13 protein-coding genes are annotated in these 14,324 nt (G+C 62.0%); 5 read left to right on the top strand and 8 right to left on the bottom strand.

Going from position 1 to position 14,324, the window contains the following annotated elements; all coding sequences use genetic code 11:
• Positions 1-7 precede the first annotated feature (7 nt).
• The 6 genes from ACFPAH_RS17520 to ACFPAH_RS17545 form a co-directional block, all read right to left on the bottom strand.
• Positions 8-904, bottom strand: coding sequence for a phosphoribosylaminoimidazolesuccinocarboxamide synthase (locus ACFPAH_RS17520; protein WP_379747856.1), 897 nt, complete (start codon positions 902-904; stop codon positions 8-10).
• A gap of 117 nt (positions 905-1,021) precedes the next feature.
• Positions 1,022-2,086: a class II fructose-bisphosphate aldolase gene (fba, locus tag ACFPAH_RS17525; protein ID WP_379747857.1), complete on the bottom strand. Its 1,065-nt coding sequence runs from the start codon at positions 2,084-2,086 to the stop codon at positions 1,022-1,024.
• A gap of 135 nt (positions 2,087-2,221) precedes the next feature.
• Positions 2,222-3,676 carry a pyruvate kinase gene (pyk, locus tag ACFPAH_RS17530; protein ID WP_379747859.1) on the bottom strand — a complete coding sequence of 485 codons (1,455 nt, stop codon included), beginning with the start codon at positions 3,674-3,676 and terminating at the stop codon, positions 2,222-2,224.
• A gap of 53 nt (positions 3,677-3,729) precedes the next feature.
• A complete protein-coding gene (locus tag ACFPAH_RS17535; RefSeq protein ID WP_379747861.1) occupies positions 3,730-4,941 on the bottom strand; it encodes a phosphoglycerate kinase in 1,212 nt (403 codons plus the stop codon).
• Positions 4,942-4,994: 53 nt separating this feature from the next.
• The gene (locus ACFPAH_RS17540) at positions 4,995-5,336 is read right to left on the bottom strand and encodes an AzlD domain-containing protein (RefSeq protein ID WP_379747863.1); all 342 of its coding nucleotides are present in this window, start codon (positions 5,334-5,336) and stop codon (positions 4,995-4,997) included.
• The gene (locus tag ACFPAH_RS17545; RefSeq protein WP_379747865.1) at positions 5,329-6,075 is read right to left on the bottom strand and encodes an AzlC family ABC transporter permease; all 747 of its coding nucleotides are present in this window, start codon (positions 6,073-6,075) and stop codon (positions 5,329-5,331) included. The genes ACFPAH_RS17540 and ACFPAH_RS17545 overlap by 8 nt, the downstream gene beginning before the upstream one ends.
• A 267-nt stretch (positions 6,076-6,342) precedes the next feature.
• Here ACFPAH_RS17545 and ACFPAH_RS17550 point away from each other — a divergent pair, with 267 nt between their 5' ends.
• The 3 genes from ACFPAH_RS17550 to ACFPAH_RS17560 are packed head-to-tail and all read left to right on the top strand — an operon-like array spanning position 6,343 to position 8,191.
• Complete coding sequence (locus ACFPAH_RS17550; protein WP_379747867.1) at positions 6,343-6,537, top strand: zinc-finger domain-containing protein; 195 nt, start codon at positions 6,343-6,345, stop codon at positions 6,535-6,537.
• Between the two features lie 57 nt (positions 6,538-6,594).
• Complete coding sequence (locus ACFPAH_RS17555; RefSeq protein ID WP_379747869.1) at positions 6,595-7,605, top strand: YheT family hydrolase; 1,011 nt, start codon at positions 6,595-6,597, stop codon at positions 7,603-7,605.
• Positions 7,598-8,191 (top strand): DUF2946 family protein, encoded by a 594-nt coding sequence (locus ACFPAH_RS17560; RefSeq protein ID WP_379747871.1) that lies wholly within the window; start codon positions 7,598-7,600, stop codon positions 8,189-8,191. Before ACFPAH_RS17555 ends, ACFPAH_RS17560 begins: the two co-directional genes overlap by 8 nt.
• Positions 8,192-8,228: 37 nt before the next feature.
• Here the strand turns inward: ACFPAH_RS17560 and ACFPAH_RS17565 are convergent, their stop codons facing one another.
• A complete protein-coding gene (locus ACFPAH_RS17565) occupies positions 8,229-9,812 on the bottom strand; it encodes a M48 family metalloprotease (RefSeq protein ID WP_379747873.1) in 1,584 nt (527 codons plus the stop codon).
• An 86-nt stretch (positions 9,813-9,898) separates the two neighbouring features.
• Here ACFPAH_RS17565 and moaC point away from each other — a divergent pair, with 86 nt between their 5' ends.
• Together moaC and ACFPAH_RS17575 are read left to right on the top strand one after the other, a co-directional pair.
• On the top strand, positions 9,899-10,405 hold the full coding sequence (moaC, locus tag ACFPAH_RS17570; RefSeq protein ID WP_379747875.1) for a cyclic pyranopterin monophosphate synthase MoaC: 507 nt from the start codon (positions 9,899-9,901) through the stop codon (positions 10,403-10,405).
• Positions 10,406-10,672: 267 nt separating this feature from the next.
• A complete protein-coding gene (locus ACFPAH_RS17575) occupies positions 10,673-11,530 on the top strand; it encodes a site-specific integrase (protein ID WP_379747877.1) in 858 nt (285 codons plus the stop codon).
• Between the two features lie 1,953 nt (positions 11,531-13,483).
• On the opposite strand, the gene ACFPAH_RS17580 is transcribed toward ACFPAH_RS17575, so the two are convergent.
• Complete coding sequence (locus ACFPAH_RS17580; protein WP_379747879.1) at positions 13,484-14,299, bottom strand: hypothetical protein; 816 nt, start codon at positions 14,297-14,299, stop codon at positions 13,484-13,486.
• Positions 14,300-14,324: the final 25 nt, after the last annotated feature.

Here is a 14,324-nt window from a genome sequence, read left to right on the forward strand (position 1 = left end):
CGTCATCTCAGGCCTTCAGCTTGTCGCCGGTCAGGCGTTCGATGGCTTCGAAGTACTTGGCCTGGGTTTTGTCGATGACGTCCTGCGGCAGCGATGGCGCCGGCGCGGTCTTGTTCCAGTCGCTCAGGGTTTCCAGGTAGTCGCGCACGAACTGCTTGTCGAAGGACGGCGGCGACATGCCAGGTGCATAGGAGTCGGCCGGCCAGAAGCGCGAGGAGTCGGCGGTCAGCACTTCGTCCATCAGGTGCAGCACGCCCTGGTCGTCCAGGCCGAACTCGAACTTGGTGTCGGCGATGATGATGCCCTTGGTTGCCGCGTATTCGGAGGCGGCGGTGTAGAGGGCGATCGAGATGTCGCGCATCTTGGCGGCCAGTTCGGCGCCGATGCGGCTTTCCATGTCGGCAAACGAGATGTTCTCGTCGTGCTCGCCGATGTCGGCTTTTGCTGCCGGGGTGAAGATCGGCTGCGGCAGCTTGTCGGCCTGGCGCAGGCCGGCAGGCAGTTCGATACCGCAGATGGACCCGCTTTGCTGATAGTCCTTCCAGCCGGAACCGATGATGTAGCCGCGCACGACGGCTTCGACCATGATCGGCTGTAAACGCTTGGCGACCACGGCGCGGCCGCGCACCTGCTCGACCTCGTCTGGTGCCACGACGCTTTCCGGCGCCACGCCGGTCAGGTGGTTCGGCACGATGTGGCCGAGCTTCGCGAACCAGAAATCGCTCATCTGGTTCAGGACCATGCCCTTGCCGGGGATCGGCTCGTTCATGACGACGTCGAAGGCCGACAGGCGGTCGGTGGTGACGATCAGGATCTTGTCGTCGCCGACGGCGTAGTTGTCGCGCACTTTGCCGCGGCCGAGCAGTGGCAGGGACTGGATCGTGGATTGGTAGAGGCTGTTCATGGGAGGGCTATCAGGGTAATGAACTCGGCGGAACAAGTCCGCCTTCAGCGAAGCGGCGGACCAGGTCCGCCGATAAGAAAACCGGGCTGCCGCAGCAGCCCGTTCGACACGTCTATTTTACTTGACGACTTGGGCCAGCTCGCCGGCCTTGTAACGCTCGGCCATTTTTTCCAGCGGGATCGGCTTGATTTTCGCGGCCATGCCTTCGCAGCCGAAGGAGATGTAACGCGCCTTGCAGATCTCGGTCGCCGCTTCGCGCGCAGGCTTGAGGTAGTCGCGCGGGTCGAACTTCGACGGGTTCTGGAACATGTACTTGCGAATCGCGGCCGTCATCGCCAGGCGGATGTCGGTGTCGATGTTGATCTTGCGGACGCCGTGCTTGATGCCTTCCTGGATCTCTTCGACCGGGACGCCATAGGTTTCCTTCATGTCGCCGCCGAATTCGCGGATGATCGCCAGCAGCTCCTGCGGCACCGACGAGGAACCGTGCATCACCAGGTGGGTGTTCGGGATGCGCGCGTGGATTTCCTTGATGCGGTCGATCGCCAGGATGTCGCCGGTCGGCTTGCGGGTAAATTTGTAGGCGCCGTGCGAGGTGCCGATCGCGATCGCCAGCGCGTCGCACTGGGTCTTCGCGACGAAGTCGGCCGCTTGCGCGACGTCGGTCAGCAGCTGCTCGCGGGTCATGGTGCCGTCGGCGCCATGGCCGTCTTCCTTGTCGCCCTTCATCGTCTCGAGCGAGCCGAGCACGCCCAGTTCGGCCTCGACGGTCACGCCGATCGAGTGCGCGAACTTCACGACTTCGCGCGACACCTCGACGTTGTATTCATAGGAAGCGACCGACTTGCCGTCGGCTTCCAGCGAACCGTCCATCATGACCGACGAGAAACCCGAACGGATCGCGGCCATGCAGACCGCCGGCGACTGGCCGTGGTCCTGGTGCATGACGACCGGGATGTGCGGGTAGGCTTCGACGGCGGCGTCGATCAGGTGGCGCAGGAAGGCTTCGCCCGCGTACTTGCGCGCGCCGGCCGAGGCCTGCATGATCACCGGGCTGTTGGTGGCATCGGCCGCGGCCATGATGGCCTGCACCTGCTCGAGGTTGTTGACGTTGAACGCCGGCAGGCCGTAGCCGTTCTCGGCAGCATGGTCCAGCAGTTGACGCAGTGATACGAGTGCCATGATGAGTACTCCAAGCAATAAAAAAAAACCGTTTCGGGAAAGCCTTCAAGCTGCTGCGCCTTGCACTTGCGCTGGCGGTGCTCGCTAGGCTATCAAGCTTTCCTGCTCTGGGACTTCGCTGAAGCGAAGCCGCCTTCAATCTTTATAAGTGTCGCCGACCCGCACGATCTTGAGTGCATTGGTGCCGCCGGCTTCTCCCATCGGCGAGCCCCAGGTGACGACGATGGTATCGCCCTTCTGCACCATGCCCTCCTTCATGAGGAGCTCTTCGGCCTTGCGCAACACGGCATGGCTGCCGCCTTCCTGCACCAGCGGGAATGCTCGCACGTTCCGGTACAGGGAGGCCTTGCGCTGCGTCGTGCGTGACGGGGTCAGGGCGAAAATCGGGGTGTCGATGTTATGACGGCTCAGCCACAGTGCCGTCGAACCCGATTCGGTCAGGGCCACGATCGCCTTCACCGGCAGGTGGTGGGCCGTGAACAGGGTGGCGTAGGCGATCGACTGGTCGATGCGGGTGAACTCGACGTTCAGGAAGTCCGTGTCGAGCTTGTTGTATTCGGATTGTTCCGCCTCCAGGCAGATCGCGGCCATCATCTCGACCGTCTCGACCGGGTAGCGGCCCGATGCGGTCTCGGCCGAGGTCATGACGGCGTCGGTACCGTCCAGCACGGCATTGGCCACGTCCGACACTTCGGCGCGGGTCGGGACCGCGTTGACGATCATCGATTCCATCATCTGGGTCGCGGTGATCGCCAGCTTGTTCGAGGCGCGCGCCATGCGGATCATGCGCTTTTGCAGTGCCGGCACGGCAGCGTTACCCACTTCCACGGCGAGATCGCCGCGCGCGACCATGATGCCGTCCGAGGCGTCCAGGATTTCCTGCAGCACAGGAATCGCTTCGGCACGCTCGATCTTGGCGATCAACATCGGCTTGTGCGCATACGGTTCGCCGGCAATGTTCGCCAGCTGGCGCGCCATTTCCATGTCGGTCGCGCTTTTCGGGAAAGAGATCGCCAGGTAATCGGCCTGGAAGCTCATCGCCGTCTTGATGTCTTCCATGTCTTTCGCCGTCAGGGCCGGCGCGGTCAGGCCGCCGCCCATGCGGTTGATGCCCTTGTTGTTCGACAGCTCGCCGCCGACCTTGACCGTGGTGCAGATTTCGTGGCCGACCACCTTGTCGACGATCAGCACGATCAGGCCGTCGTTGAGCAGCAGCTTGTCGCCCGGCCTGACGTCGCGCGGCAGCGCCTTGTAGTCGAGGCCGACGCGCTCCTGGTTGCCCAGTTCGCCATTCTCGCCCCACTTGGCGTCGAGGACGAATTTGTCGCCATTGTTCAGGAAGACCTTGCCGTCCTCAAACTTGCCGACGCGGATCTTCGGGCCTTGCATGTCGGCCATGAGCGCCACTTCCACGCCGCAGGCTTCGGCGGCGCGCCGCACCAGCGCCGCGCGGTCGATGTGGTCCTGGGCGCGGCCGTGCGAGAAATTCAGGCGCACGACATCCACGCCGGCGTGGATCATCTTGACGAGGGTATCGAAGTCGCTCGACGCGGGGCCGATGGTGGCAACGATCTTGGTGGCGCAATACATGTGGATCCTTGATCTTGAAAAGAGAAGCGCAGCCCCCGGGGCTGCGCTCGATATTACCTTGACTCGGCGTTACGTTGAAGCAGGATCTCGACTGCCGGCAAGGTCTTCCCTTCGAGGAATTCGAGGAAGGCGCCGCCGCCGGTGGAGATGTAGCCGATCTTGTCGCCGATGTCGTATTTCGCAATCGCCGCCAGCGTGTCGCCGCCGCCTGCGATCGAGAAGCCCTGCGAGGCGGCAATCGCCAGCGCGAGGGTCTTGGTGCCTTCGGCGAACTGGTCGAACTCGAACACGCCGACCGGGCCGTTCCAGACGATGGTGCCGGCTTTGGCAACCTGTTCGGCCAGCATGGCGGCCGTCTTCGGGCCGATGTCGAGGATCATGTCGTCGTCGGCAACTTGGGCCACGTCCTTGACGGTGGCGGCCGCCGTCGGCGAGAACTCTTTCGCGCAGACGACATCCACGGGAATCGGCACCGAGGCGCCGCGCGCGCTCATCATGTCGATGATCTGCTTGGCCTCATTGACCAGGTCGTTCTCGACCAGCGACTTGCCGATGTTCAGGCCGACGGCCTTCATGAAGGTGTTGGCGATGCCGCCGCCGACGATCAGGTTGTCCACCTTGCCGGCCAGGCTTTGCAGGATCGACAGCTTGCTCGACACTTTCGAGCCGGCCACGATCGCCAGCAGCGGACGTGCCGGCTGGCCGAGGGCCTTGCCCAGTGCATCGAGTTCGGCGGCCAGCAGCGGGCCGGCGCAGGCGATCGGCGCGAACTTGGCGATGCCGTGGGTGGTCGCTTCGGCGCGGTGGGCGGTGCCGAAGGCATCGTTCACGTACACGTCGCACAGTTTTGCCATCTTCTGGGCCAGTTCATCGGCGTTCTTCTTCTCGCCCTTGTTGACGCGGCAGTTTTCCAGCAGCACGACCTGGCCCGGCGCCACGTCGACGCCATCGACCCAGTTCTGCTTGAGTTCGACCGGCTGGCCGAGCAGCTCGGACAAGCGCGCGGCGACCGGCGCCAGCGTGTCTTCCGGCTTGAAGTCGCCCTCGGTCGGACGGCCCAGGTGCGAGGTCACCATGACGGCGGCGCCGGCCTTCAGTGCGGCGGAAATAGCGGGAATCGAGGCGCGGATACGCGTGTCCTCGGTGATGTTGCCCTGGTCGTCCTGCGGCACATTCAGGTCGGCACGGATGAAAACGCGCTTGCCTTTCAGCGCGTCGCGGTCGATCAGGTCTTGCAAACGGGTGAAACTGAGAACGGCGTCCATGTCGGCTCAACAGTGAAAAAGTGAAAAAACAATATTCTACCTTAGCCCCCCTGTTACGCCGCGCCAAAAACGTGCAGGATTCGCAACAGTGTGAAGGCCAGCATGCCGAACACGATGGTCTGCAGCATATTGCGGCGCCACAGGTAGAAGCCGACTGCGGCGATGCCCGCCAGCAGTTTTGGATTTGACAATTCCAGGTGGACCTGGCCACCCGTATCGAGCAGCAGGTCGGGCCCGATGATCGCCGCCAGCGCGCAGGCCGGCGCATAGCGCAGCATGTCCTGGATGCGCGGCGGAATCGTCACCCGGTGTCCGACCAGCCAGAAGCCGCTGCGGGTAATGACGGTCGACAGCGCCAGCACGACGATGGTGGCCCAGATTTCCCAATCAGACATTTTTTACTCGTTTCTTCGCAATCAGGCCTTCGACCGTCATCGCGCTCAGCATGCCGGCGAACACCGCCGCCAGCAGGCCCAGTTTGTAGGGGAAGCCGTTGGCCAGCACGGCCACGGCGCCGGCCACCAGCACGCCGCACAGGGCCGCTTTGTTGGCGATCAGCGGAATCGTGATGCACAGGATCGCCAGCGTGCCGGCAAAACCCAGTCCCCATTCGCTTGGCACGGCGCTGCCGAGGAAGATGCCGGCCAGCGAGCCCGCCTGCCAGGCCGCCCAGTTCGGCAACACGAGGCCCTTCAGGTAGGACAGCTTGCCCGCGATCGGGGCCGCGGTCGGGAAGCGTTGCAGGAAGATGGCGACCGTCATGTCGCCGGAAATATAGCCGTACAACAACCGCTGGCGCCAAGGCAGGTGCGAGAAATGGGGTGCCAATAAGGCCGAGAAGATCACGAAGCGCAGGTTGACGACCAGGCCGGTGGCGAAAATCACCCAGACCGGCGCCTGCGCCAGGATCAGCGGCAGCGAGGCCAGCTGGGCGGAACCTGCGAACACGAGCAGGGTCATACCGACAGCCTGGAAGGCCGTCAGCCCGGTCTTGACCATCGCGACCCCGACCACCAGGCCCCAGGCGGCAATGCCGAACAGGGTCGGCAAGCCGGTGCGCAGCCCCTCTTGCCAGAGGGCTGGATCGTGCCGTTCGGTCAGGGGGGCGGCTTGGACAGGATCAGGCGCGTTCATGTCGCCTTCCTGCAACAGCGGAGTGGGAGAAATTGGATGAAACGAAAGCGATAGGGCATGAAGCAAGAATATGAGTGGCGGCGTGAGCAACGGTGCATTTGTAGGATGGGCACGTCCTTGGGGCCCCCGGCCTCAAGAACCCCACGCGGTACGGCGTCACCGCCAGCCCGTCCGTGATCAATCCGCCATTCTACCGATCATTCCGAAGCGCCGCCCGAATCCGTTAAAATCCAGTCTTTGCCTAACTTAGCTCGACGGAGAATTGCGATGAACGTAAAGACGATGCCTGTGGTGGAACTCGAAGCCAAGGATCTGCCGGCCCATTGCCCGAACCCGGCCATGCCGCTGTGGTCGTCGCACCCGCGCGTGTTCCTGGATTTCGACCATGAAGGCACCGCCAAGTGCCCCTACTGCGGCACCCAGTACCGCCTGGCCCCGGGCGTGGCCTTCAAGCACCACTGATTTCCTCGCGGCGGGCCCGGCCTGCCGCTTGTCCTCGCCCTTGCTCCGATGTCGGCCATGACCTATCGCGCCCCCAAGTGGCTGCCCGGCGGCCACCTGCAGACGATCTATCCGGCCACGCTCATGCATAAACCGCCGGTCCGCTACCGGCGCGAGCGCTGGAACGTGCACGATCCGCTGCTGGGCGACGATTTCGTCGACGTCGACTTCGTCGACGGCGAACCCGGCAAGCCGCTGGTGGTGCTGTTCCATGGACTCGAGGGTTCGTCGAACAGCCATTACGCGCGTTCCCTGATGGCCGCGCTGGCCGCACGGGGCTGGTCGGGCGCGGTGCCGCATTTCCGCGGCTGCTCGGGCGAACCGAACCTGACGGCGCGCTTCTACCATTCCGGCGACGCCGCCGAGATCGGCTGGATCATGGCGCGCCTGCGCGAGCGGGCGGCCGGTGCGGCGCTGGGTCCCCTGTTTGCGGCCGGGGTCTCGCTCGGCGGCAATGCGCTGCTGCGCTGGCTGGGTGAAACCGGCGTGAACGCCGGTTTTGTCACTGCCGCGGCCGCCATCTCGGCCCCGCTCGACCTGGCGCGCGGCGGCGCCGCCCTGTCCTCGGGCCTGAACCTGCTCTACACCCGCATGTTCCTGAACACCCTGAAGCCGAAGTGCCTGGCCAAGCTGGAACAATTCCCCGGCCTCTTCGACAAGCGCGCCCTGCTCGCCGCGCGCGACCTCTACGCTTTCGATAACGTCGTCACCGCCCCGCTGCACGGCTACCGCGACACCGACGACTACTGGCACCGCGCCAGCGCGCGCCACGTGCTGATGGACATCGACGTGCCGACCCTGGTCCTGAACGCCCGCAACGACCCCTTCCTGCCGGGCCAATACCTGCCGGCGAGCGCATCGAAGGCCGTCACGCTCGAGTACCCGGCCGAGGGCGGCCACGTCGGTTTCCCGAGCGGCGCCTTCCCCGGTCACAACGACTGGCTGCCCGCGCGCATCCTCTCCTTCTTCGACGCGGCACGCTGCGCGCCGCAAGCATCCGAACTATGCGAAGCTGCCACCCATGGATGACATCGTAAAACAGGCAATGGCCAAGTGGCCAAACGTGCCGCACTGCTACGGCTGGCTCGCGCTCGATGCGCGCGGCGGCTGGCGCATGCGCGACGAGGCCGCGCAGGCGGCCAACGCACCCGGCGACCGGCTGGCCAACCCCGCGCTGGTCGGCTTCATCAACCGCAATTACCAGCACGACGAGGACGGCCGCTGGTTTTTCCAGAACGGCCCGCAGCGCGTGTTCGTGAACCTGGAAAGCACGCCCTTCATCGCCCGCACCGATCCCGCGCAGGGACTGGTACTGCAGACCGGTGCGGCACTGGCATCGATCGAACGGCTGTACCTCACCGAAACGGGCGAGGCCATCGTGCAGGCAGGAGAGATCGTCGCCCAGGTCGACGACCGGGATGTGGCGCAATTGTTCGAGGGATTGGACATCGACGGCAAGCCGGCGCGCGACGAGGTCTTGCTGGCCTGGCTGGACGGCGGCCCCGGCACGCTGACGCTGCGCTGGCGCGGCGCCACCGTGCCGGCCGAGCGCATCGCGCGCGACACGCTGCCCGCGCGCTTCGGCTTCGTGCGCACGCCGGCCGCGCCGGCCTGAGGCCGGCCTTGCGCAGCGGCCGGCGCGCCCGCTTGCCTTACTTGCCCTTCTCCGCTTCCTGCTCTTCCTTCTGCTGGGCCTTGATCGCGCGTTCGCGCGCGTCGATCACGGACTGGTCATAGAAGGACACGTCCTTGGCCTTGCGCGCAATGTCGAGCTGGGCCACGGCCGCCGGCAGCGCGCCGGCCAGCACATACGACTCGGCCAGCGCCATGTGCTGCAGCGCGATCTTGCCCTGGCTCGAATAGGACTTGGCCAGCAGGTCGTAGAGCTTCGGATCCTCGCGGTAGAGCTGCACCTGGTCGCGCAGGTAACGGGTGGCATCGTCGAACTTGCCCGCATTGATCATGGCGCTCGCGTACTGGCGCGCCAGCGCGCGCGACAGCGGGTAGCGGTAGGTCGCGTCCTGGGCATCCTTCACCGCCTGTTGCGCCAGCTCCTTCGGCTGCCCCGGCGCCAGCTTGATCTCGAGGTCGAGCATGGTGAACATGGCGCCGCCATCGCTGGCCGGCGCGCTCGAGAACACCCCCGGCTTCGGCTGCATGGCGGCGCGCGCCTTGTCGAGCCAGCTGCGGGCGCCGGCCAGGTCGCCTTCCTTGAGCGCCAGGACGGCCAGGCCGTACTGGGCCGCCACCTGCTGCTGCCGGTGCTGCTGGGCCAGTTGGGTCTCGAGCGCGGTGCGCGTATCGCGGCGCGCCGTCGTGCCCAGGTCCTGCAGCACCCGCGCACGCGCCTTGGCCAGGTGGAACTCCATCGAATCGGGCCGGAACCGGTGCGGCGTTTCGCGGATGCGCGACTGGATGTCGACGATGCGTTCGCTGGTGAGCGGGTGACTGCTGAGGAAGGCCGGAATTTCGCCGTAGACCTTGGTCGCGCCTTGCAGGCGTTTAAAAAAGGCCACCATGCCCGAGGTATCGTAACCGCCGGCGCTCATGATCTGGAAACCGACGCGGTCGGCCTCGCGCTCGGCATCGCGGCTGAAGCTGAGCTGGCGACTCACGGCCAGGCCCTGCCCGCCCATCAGCACGCCCATGGCCGCATCGGGACTCGACTTGGCCGCGAGCGCGGCCAGGATCATCGCGGCCAGCGGCAGCAGCACGTCCTGGCGCTGCTGCCCCAGCATGCGCGCGATATGGCGTTGCGACACGTGGCCGATCTCGTGCGACACCACCGAGGCCAGCTCGGACTCGGTCTGGGCCGCAACCAGCAGCCCCGAATGGATGCCGATGAAACCGCCCGGCAGCGCGAACGCGTTGATGGCGCTGTCGCGCACCGGGAAGAAGTGGAAGTCGGCATTCATTTCGCCGCGCGCGCCGGGCACGGCATCGACCAGGGCGCCGCCGAAATTGTTCAGGTATTCGGAAATCGCATCGTCGTCGAGATAGTCGCGGTCGCGCCGGATCTGGCGCATGATCTCCTCGCCCAGCTTGCGCTCGACGACGGGCGACAAATCCTCGCTCGCGCTATCGCCCAGGGTCGGCAGGCGCATCGAATTCGGGACATTATTGAGCTGCTGGGCCGGCGCGTGTGCCGCGCCCAGCCCGGCCGCCGCCGACACGCACAGCACGGCCAGCGAGCGGCGCCAGCGGCTGCAAACGGACAAGATCGCAGGATGGGTCATCGGTTTCACAATGCTATGATAACCGCATCCACGCGCCCTTTGCCGCGCCCTGAAACACTTTCTTACCCGAGCATACCAACACGACAATGACGAGTCCTTCCGCCCCAGCCGACGCCGGCCCGCTGACCCATTTCGACGCCACCGGCCAGGCCCACATGGTCGACGTCGGCGCCAAGAGCGACACCCACCGCGTGGCGGTCGCCGCCGGCACCATCCGCATGCGGCCGGAAACCCTGCAATTGATCCAGTCGGGCAGCGCCAAAAAGGGCGACGTGCTCGGCATCGCGCGCATCGCCGCCATCATGGGCGCCAAGCGCACCAGCGACCTGGTCCCCCTGTGCCACCCGCTGCCGATCACCCGGGTCGCGGTCGATTTCGAGATCGATACCGCCAACAACAGCGTCCATTGCCGGGCGCAGGTGGAAACCGTGGGCAAGACCGGGGTCGAGATGGAGGCGCTGACGGCCGTGCAGGTGGGGCTGCTGACGATCTATGACATGTGCAAGGCGGCCGATCGGGGGATGGTCATGACCAATGTGCGGGTGCTGGAAAAGCACGGAGGGAAGTCAGGGGATTGGACAGCTGACGTGTAAGTCGTTGATCTGTCAGGAAAATGCTTTTCCCCAACTCGACAATAACGTTATGCAGCACACGCTCGCCTAGCAGCGCCAGCCCGGCCAACAGCGAAGAAAACTGGTTCTTGTCCCACGCTCGTCCCAAAGGAAAAGCGTATGGCATCAATTAGGCAACGATCAGGTACATGGCAAGTTCGCGTACGACGCAAGGGCTACCCGGACGAGGTAGCGTCATTCAAGACCAAGGCCGAAGCACAGGCATGGGGACGAAGCGTTGAGTCCACAATGGACCAAGGGTTGTACCAAAACACTCAGTCTGCAAAAGACATTCTGCTTGCAGATGTACTACAGCGGTACATGCACGAGGTAACGCCTTCGAAGCGTGGAGCACAACGAGAAGCCGAAGGTATCAAGTTCATGCTGCGTCAGAAGATCGCGAGCTATAGTATGACGAACCTGACGCCAGCGGTCATTGCTGGCTACCGAGATGACCGGCTCAAGACTGTCGGTGCGGGCACGATCATTCGCGAACTGAGCATCCTTTCAGGCATCATCAGCCACTCCCGAAAGGAATGGGGCCTCCCAATAGCGAACCCCTGTGCTCTTGTTCGGAAGCCCCCAACGCCACCGGGTCGAACTAGACTCCTTACGATGGAGGAAGAGACACGTTTGCTCAGCGAACTCAAACCTGTTCAGCGCAGAAGTCCTTGGATGGTCCCACTGGTGATGCTGGCGCTAGAGTCCGCGATGCGACGTGGGGAGCTACTGGCATTACGATGGGAGCACATCAATCTTGCGGCTCAAACGGCTTACCTTCCGCTCACTAAGAACGGCACAGCACGAACCGTCCCGCTTTCTCGTAAGGCAGTAGCGATTCTGGAGGGTCTGCCGAACTGCGGAGCATTCGGGCCAGTCTTCCCAATTTCGCACATGACCCTGCACAACTGCTTCGTGGCTGCATGCGACCGAGCCGGAATTGACGATCTGACGTTCCACGATCTTCGACACGCTGCGACAAGCCGTTTAGCCGAAAAACTTCCCAATGTCATTGAGTTGGCCACTGTTACGGGCCACCAAACGATACAAATGCTGAAACGTTACTACCATCCGAAGGCCGAAGCGTTAGCCCGAAAGCTAGGCTGATCTTTAGACACGAGTAAAGGCGCATCCCTTGTACGCCGCTATCACAACAGCGGCACGTGCAATTTCCGTCAGCAACGGGCCTTAGACAACCCGTAAGGCCATGGCTCCCATCACGAAGGGCTTCTTGCAAATAAATCGCAGAGCAGCGCCAGTGACCTCCTATGCAGTCTTGAAGCCAGTTCCGGTACCGTTCGGCCAAGCTCTATCACGACCATAGAAAAACACTTCCGGGCTTAACAAAACGGAACTTTGTAAGACGGTCTCTCGTCGTTTTTTTACCCTGTTTCATATGCATTAGCTTCACGTTCGTCAACGCCTGCACCTGTCGTCGTTCAAGACTCTAGACCAGCATCTAGTGTTTTGATCACACTTCTGGCGTGGCGTCAAGTTTTTTTTGACGTGCCAGCCAAGACGTGCGAGAATGCAACTTCTCGTGGCAGAGGTAGCACGGCAGCACATTGCCTCTACCTTCTTCTCACCGGCCCGAACCGCCTCCTTGACTGGACGGTTCGGTTTTTTTTCGCCTTGAAAGCTCCTATGCACAAGTCACCTAACGCCGTTCGCGGCACAACCCGTAAGGAAACATATGATCAAGACTGCATTCCCCCCCCAACGTGGAGACTATCCTCCGTTTCTGCCATTGAACTTCTACGAGGCTCCACAGTACGCTTCGTATAGACCGCTTCCAGCGGTTGTTAAGGTCCCTTCTCGTCGCCTAAAAACCTCACCGACGACGCCCAAGGCCCGCGCAAGAGGTAGGCCAGCGATCCTCTATCCAAATTCGATTAAAGCGTACCTAGCGAGCTTCAGTGCGCCCGGTCACGCCCTGTCTAAGCTCCCGGGATTGGATGCTGTCGTAACTGGGGCAGTGAATCTCGATTACGGCGACAACACGCGACCGTTGAGTAAAAAGCTAGTCTTGGTACTGCTGCGACGAATCGACGTTATCTCGTCAGCCGAGATACAAGCCTACATGCATTGTTCCTTGAGACAGTGCACTCTTCGACACGCTCAACGGCTTGCACAATGCCTGCGTGTCATCGAACGGGCAGCCGCGAAGTTGGCCCGAACGCAGTGGCCTGAACCGCGTCAAATCGAAGAAGATGGCGGAAGCGGAGTGTTGCAAATTACGCCGTGTGGCAACGCCAGTTGCACGGTTTGTCGCAGTGGTGGGGCCGTAGCCTCAGCATGGAGTCTGCCCGCTGAATCCGATGATTCCGGAGAGAGCAGGGCCACCATGTTTGCAGTCGAGGACACTGAATTCGACACCGACACAGACGCATTCTCGACGGAGGATTGGTCAATGTTCGGCGAAGCTTCGGATTAAACGACACCTATAAGAAGCCGTGCGGAAGCGAGGCAAGCATATGCAAGGTCTGCTGAACTAGACGCCGGCAGGCCAGTCCTAACCTCACCCATATAAGAAGCCGTGCGGAAGCGAGGCTGGCGTAATGCTCAGTCGTGCAAGACAACCGTGCGTTAGCGAGGTAGCGATTTAACGACACCTATAAGAAGCCGTGCGGAAGCGAGGCAGCAATACGTTATGGCTGGTTGTTCAGGGTTCGCGTAGGAAGTGCGGGAAGCAGGAGCCGGTAGGCAGTTGAGAATCATTGCTCTGCTTTCTCCGGCCCCCATCTCATGGGTATTCTAAATCTACAAATCCCCCCTACTACACCCTACGGGAATTCTGACCCGGTGCACAGCCATGGCGTAGCCATGTGTACCACGCTCTAGAGTATCTCATCTCATGCAGGGACAATGGGGTAGCAGTCGTACTCCCTAACGCTTGCATCGCAATTGCATCATAGCTACGCCTTTCGAGGCCGCATCACCAAGCAAGGCGTTGAAGCCTACAGCCTTGTCCGGTTCGCCAGCATGGTCGAACTACAGTTGGCGTATGGCGCTGGTGCTCGGTCTAAATGACTACTCACGTGGCAAGTTCAAGTCGCATTCTTATGTGGTTCGACCGGCTGAGTCCCGAAACGGATTAGCCAACTCTTTCGGGGTATGTGGTCTTATTGCCTCTTCGTATTGCTTACCTGAAATCCGGAGTATAGCTGGCTTTAGCTCAAAATCCTTGTTTCGTTCGCGGTCAAACTTGTTGAAGTACGCCGCAACGCGAATGTCGATGTACTTCTTTCCGTCGTTTCGTTCCAAAACTTCGAAGTCAACATAATCAGGCGATCCGAAACCACGGGTATCCTTCTTGTGACGTATCGACACTTGAAGCGATCCGTTTTGCTGATTTTCGGCGTGAATCTTAAAGCCGGATTTGAGAACGTCTTTAACTACAGTTAGCTCTAGGGTAGAATCACCCTTGGGCGTTAGGTAGAGATTCACGGTGGGTTTCCCCTTCATCAGCATAACTTCTTTGTCCTCCGTCAAGCTGCTCACTTGCTTCACCTTGTCGAGTGTACGCACGATGTTCGTCTTGGCCGGTTCTGGCGGCGGAGGCAACACTTTCGCTATATCGCTACTATAAGCATATGCGACGATCCCATTCCCTGCGTACTGAATACGCGAGAATTTCCCGATGCGATCTAGTACTTCTACATGAATGCCTTTCATCGGCTTCCAGCAATTCTCGTCAAGTAGCATCTGGTGCTTGACGAGTTGACTTGATGCAGAGTCCCAAAGCTGCATATATGAAGCGTTTCGACAAACGTAGTTCTTGCCTTGCAGTGCCACTGCTGCGCTACTTGCGATAGGCAGTGTCATCAGTATGGCGAGGGCTGCCCGCCGTGAAGCGTCTTTGAGGATCATCATCATCTTTCAGTTATTATTTTTACTTCGC

Source organism: Massilia sp. GCM10023247, assembly GCF_042653325.1.
GTDB lineage: Bacteria > Pseudomonadota > Gammaproteobacteria > Burkholderiales > Burkholderiaceae_D > Telluria.

What these genes read in the sequence shown, in the direction of transcription:
- ACFPAH_RS17520 (WP_379747856.1), bottom strand. Translation starts at nt 904, where the DNA reads ATGAACAGCCTCTACCAATCCACGATCCAGTCCCTGCCACTGCTCGGC.
- fba (WP_379747857.1), bottom strand. Translation starts at nt 2,086, where the DNA reads ATGGCACTCGTATCACTGCGTCAACTGCTGGACCATGCTGCCGAGAAC.
- pyk (WP_379747859.1), bottom strand. Translation starts at nt 3,676, where the DNA reads ATGTATTGCGCCACCAAGATCGTTGCCACCATCGGCCCCGCGTCGAGC.
- ACFPAH_RS17535 (WP_379747861.1), bottom strand. Translation starts at nt 4,941, where the DNA reads ATGGACGCCGTTCTCAGTTTCACCCGTTTGCAAGACCTGATCGACCGC.
- ACFPAH_RS17540 (WP_379747863.1), bottom strand. Translation starts at nt 5,336, where the DNA reads ATGTCTGATTGGGAAATCTGGGCCACCATCGTCGTGCTGGCGCTGTCG.
- ACFPAH_RS17545 (WP_379747865.1), bottom strand. Translation starts at nt 6,075, where the DNA reads ATGAACGCGCCTGATCCTGTCCAAGCCGCCCCCCTGACCGAACGGCAC.
- ACFPAH_RS17550 (WP_379747867.1), top strand. Translation starts at nt 6,343, where the DNA reads ATGAACGTAAAGACGATGCCTGTGGTGGAACTCGAAGCCAAGGATCTG.
- ACFPAH_RS17555 (WP_379747869.1), top strand. Translation starts at nt 6,595, where the DNA reads ATGACCTATCGCGCCCCCAAGTGGCTGCCCGGCGGCCACCTGCAGACG.
- ACFPAH_RS17560 (WP_379747871.1), top strand. Translation starts at nt 7,598, where the DNA reads ATGGATGACATCGTAAAACAGGCAATGGCCAAGTGGCCAAACGTGCCG.
- ACFPAH_RS17565 (WP_379747873.1), bottom strand. Translation starts at nt 9,812, where the DNA reads ATGACCCATCCTGCGATCTTGTCCGTTTGCAGCCGCTGGCGCCGCTCG.
- moaC (WP_379747875.1), top strand. Translation starts at nt 9,899, where the DNA reads ATGACGAGTCCTTCCGCCCCAGCCGACGCCGGCCCGCTGACCCATTTC.
- ACFPAH_RS17575 (WP_379747877.1), top strand. Translation starts at nt 10,673, where the DNA reads ATGGACCAAGGGTTGTACCAAAACACTCAGTCTGCAAAAGACATTCTG.
- ACFPAH_RS17580 (WP_379747879.1), bottom strand. Translation starts at nt 14,299, where the DNA reads ATGATGATGATCCTCAAAGACGCTTCACGGCGGGCAGCCCTCGCCATA.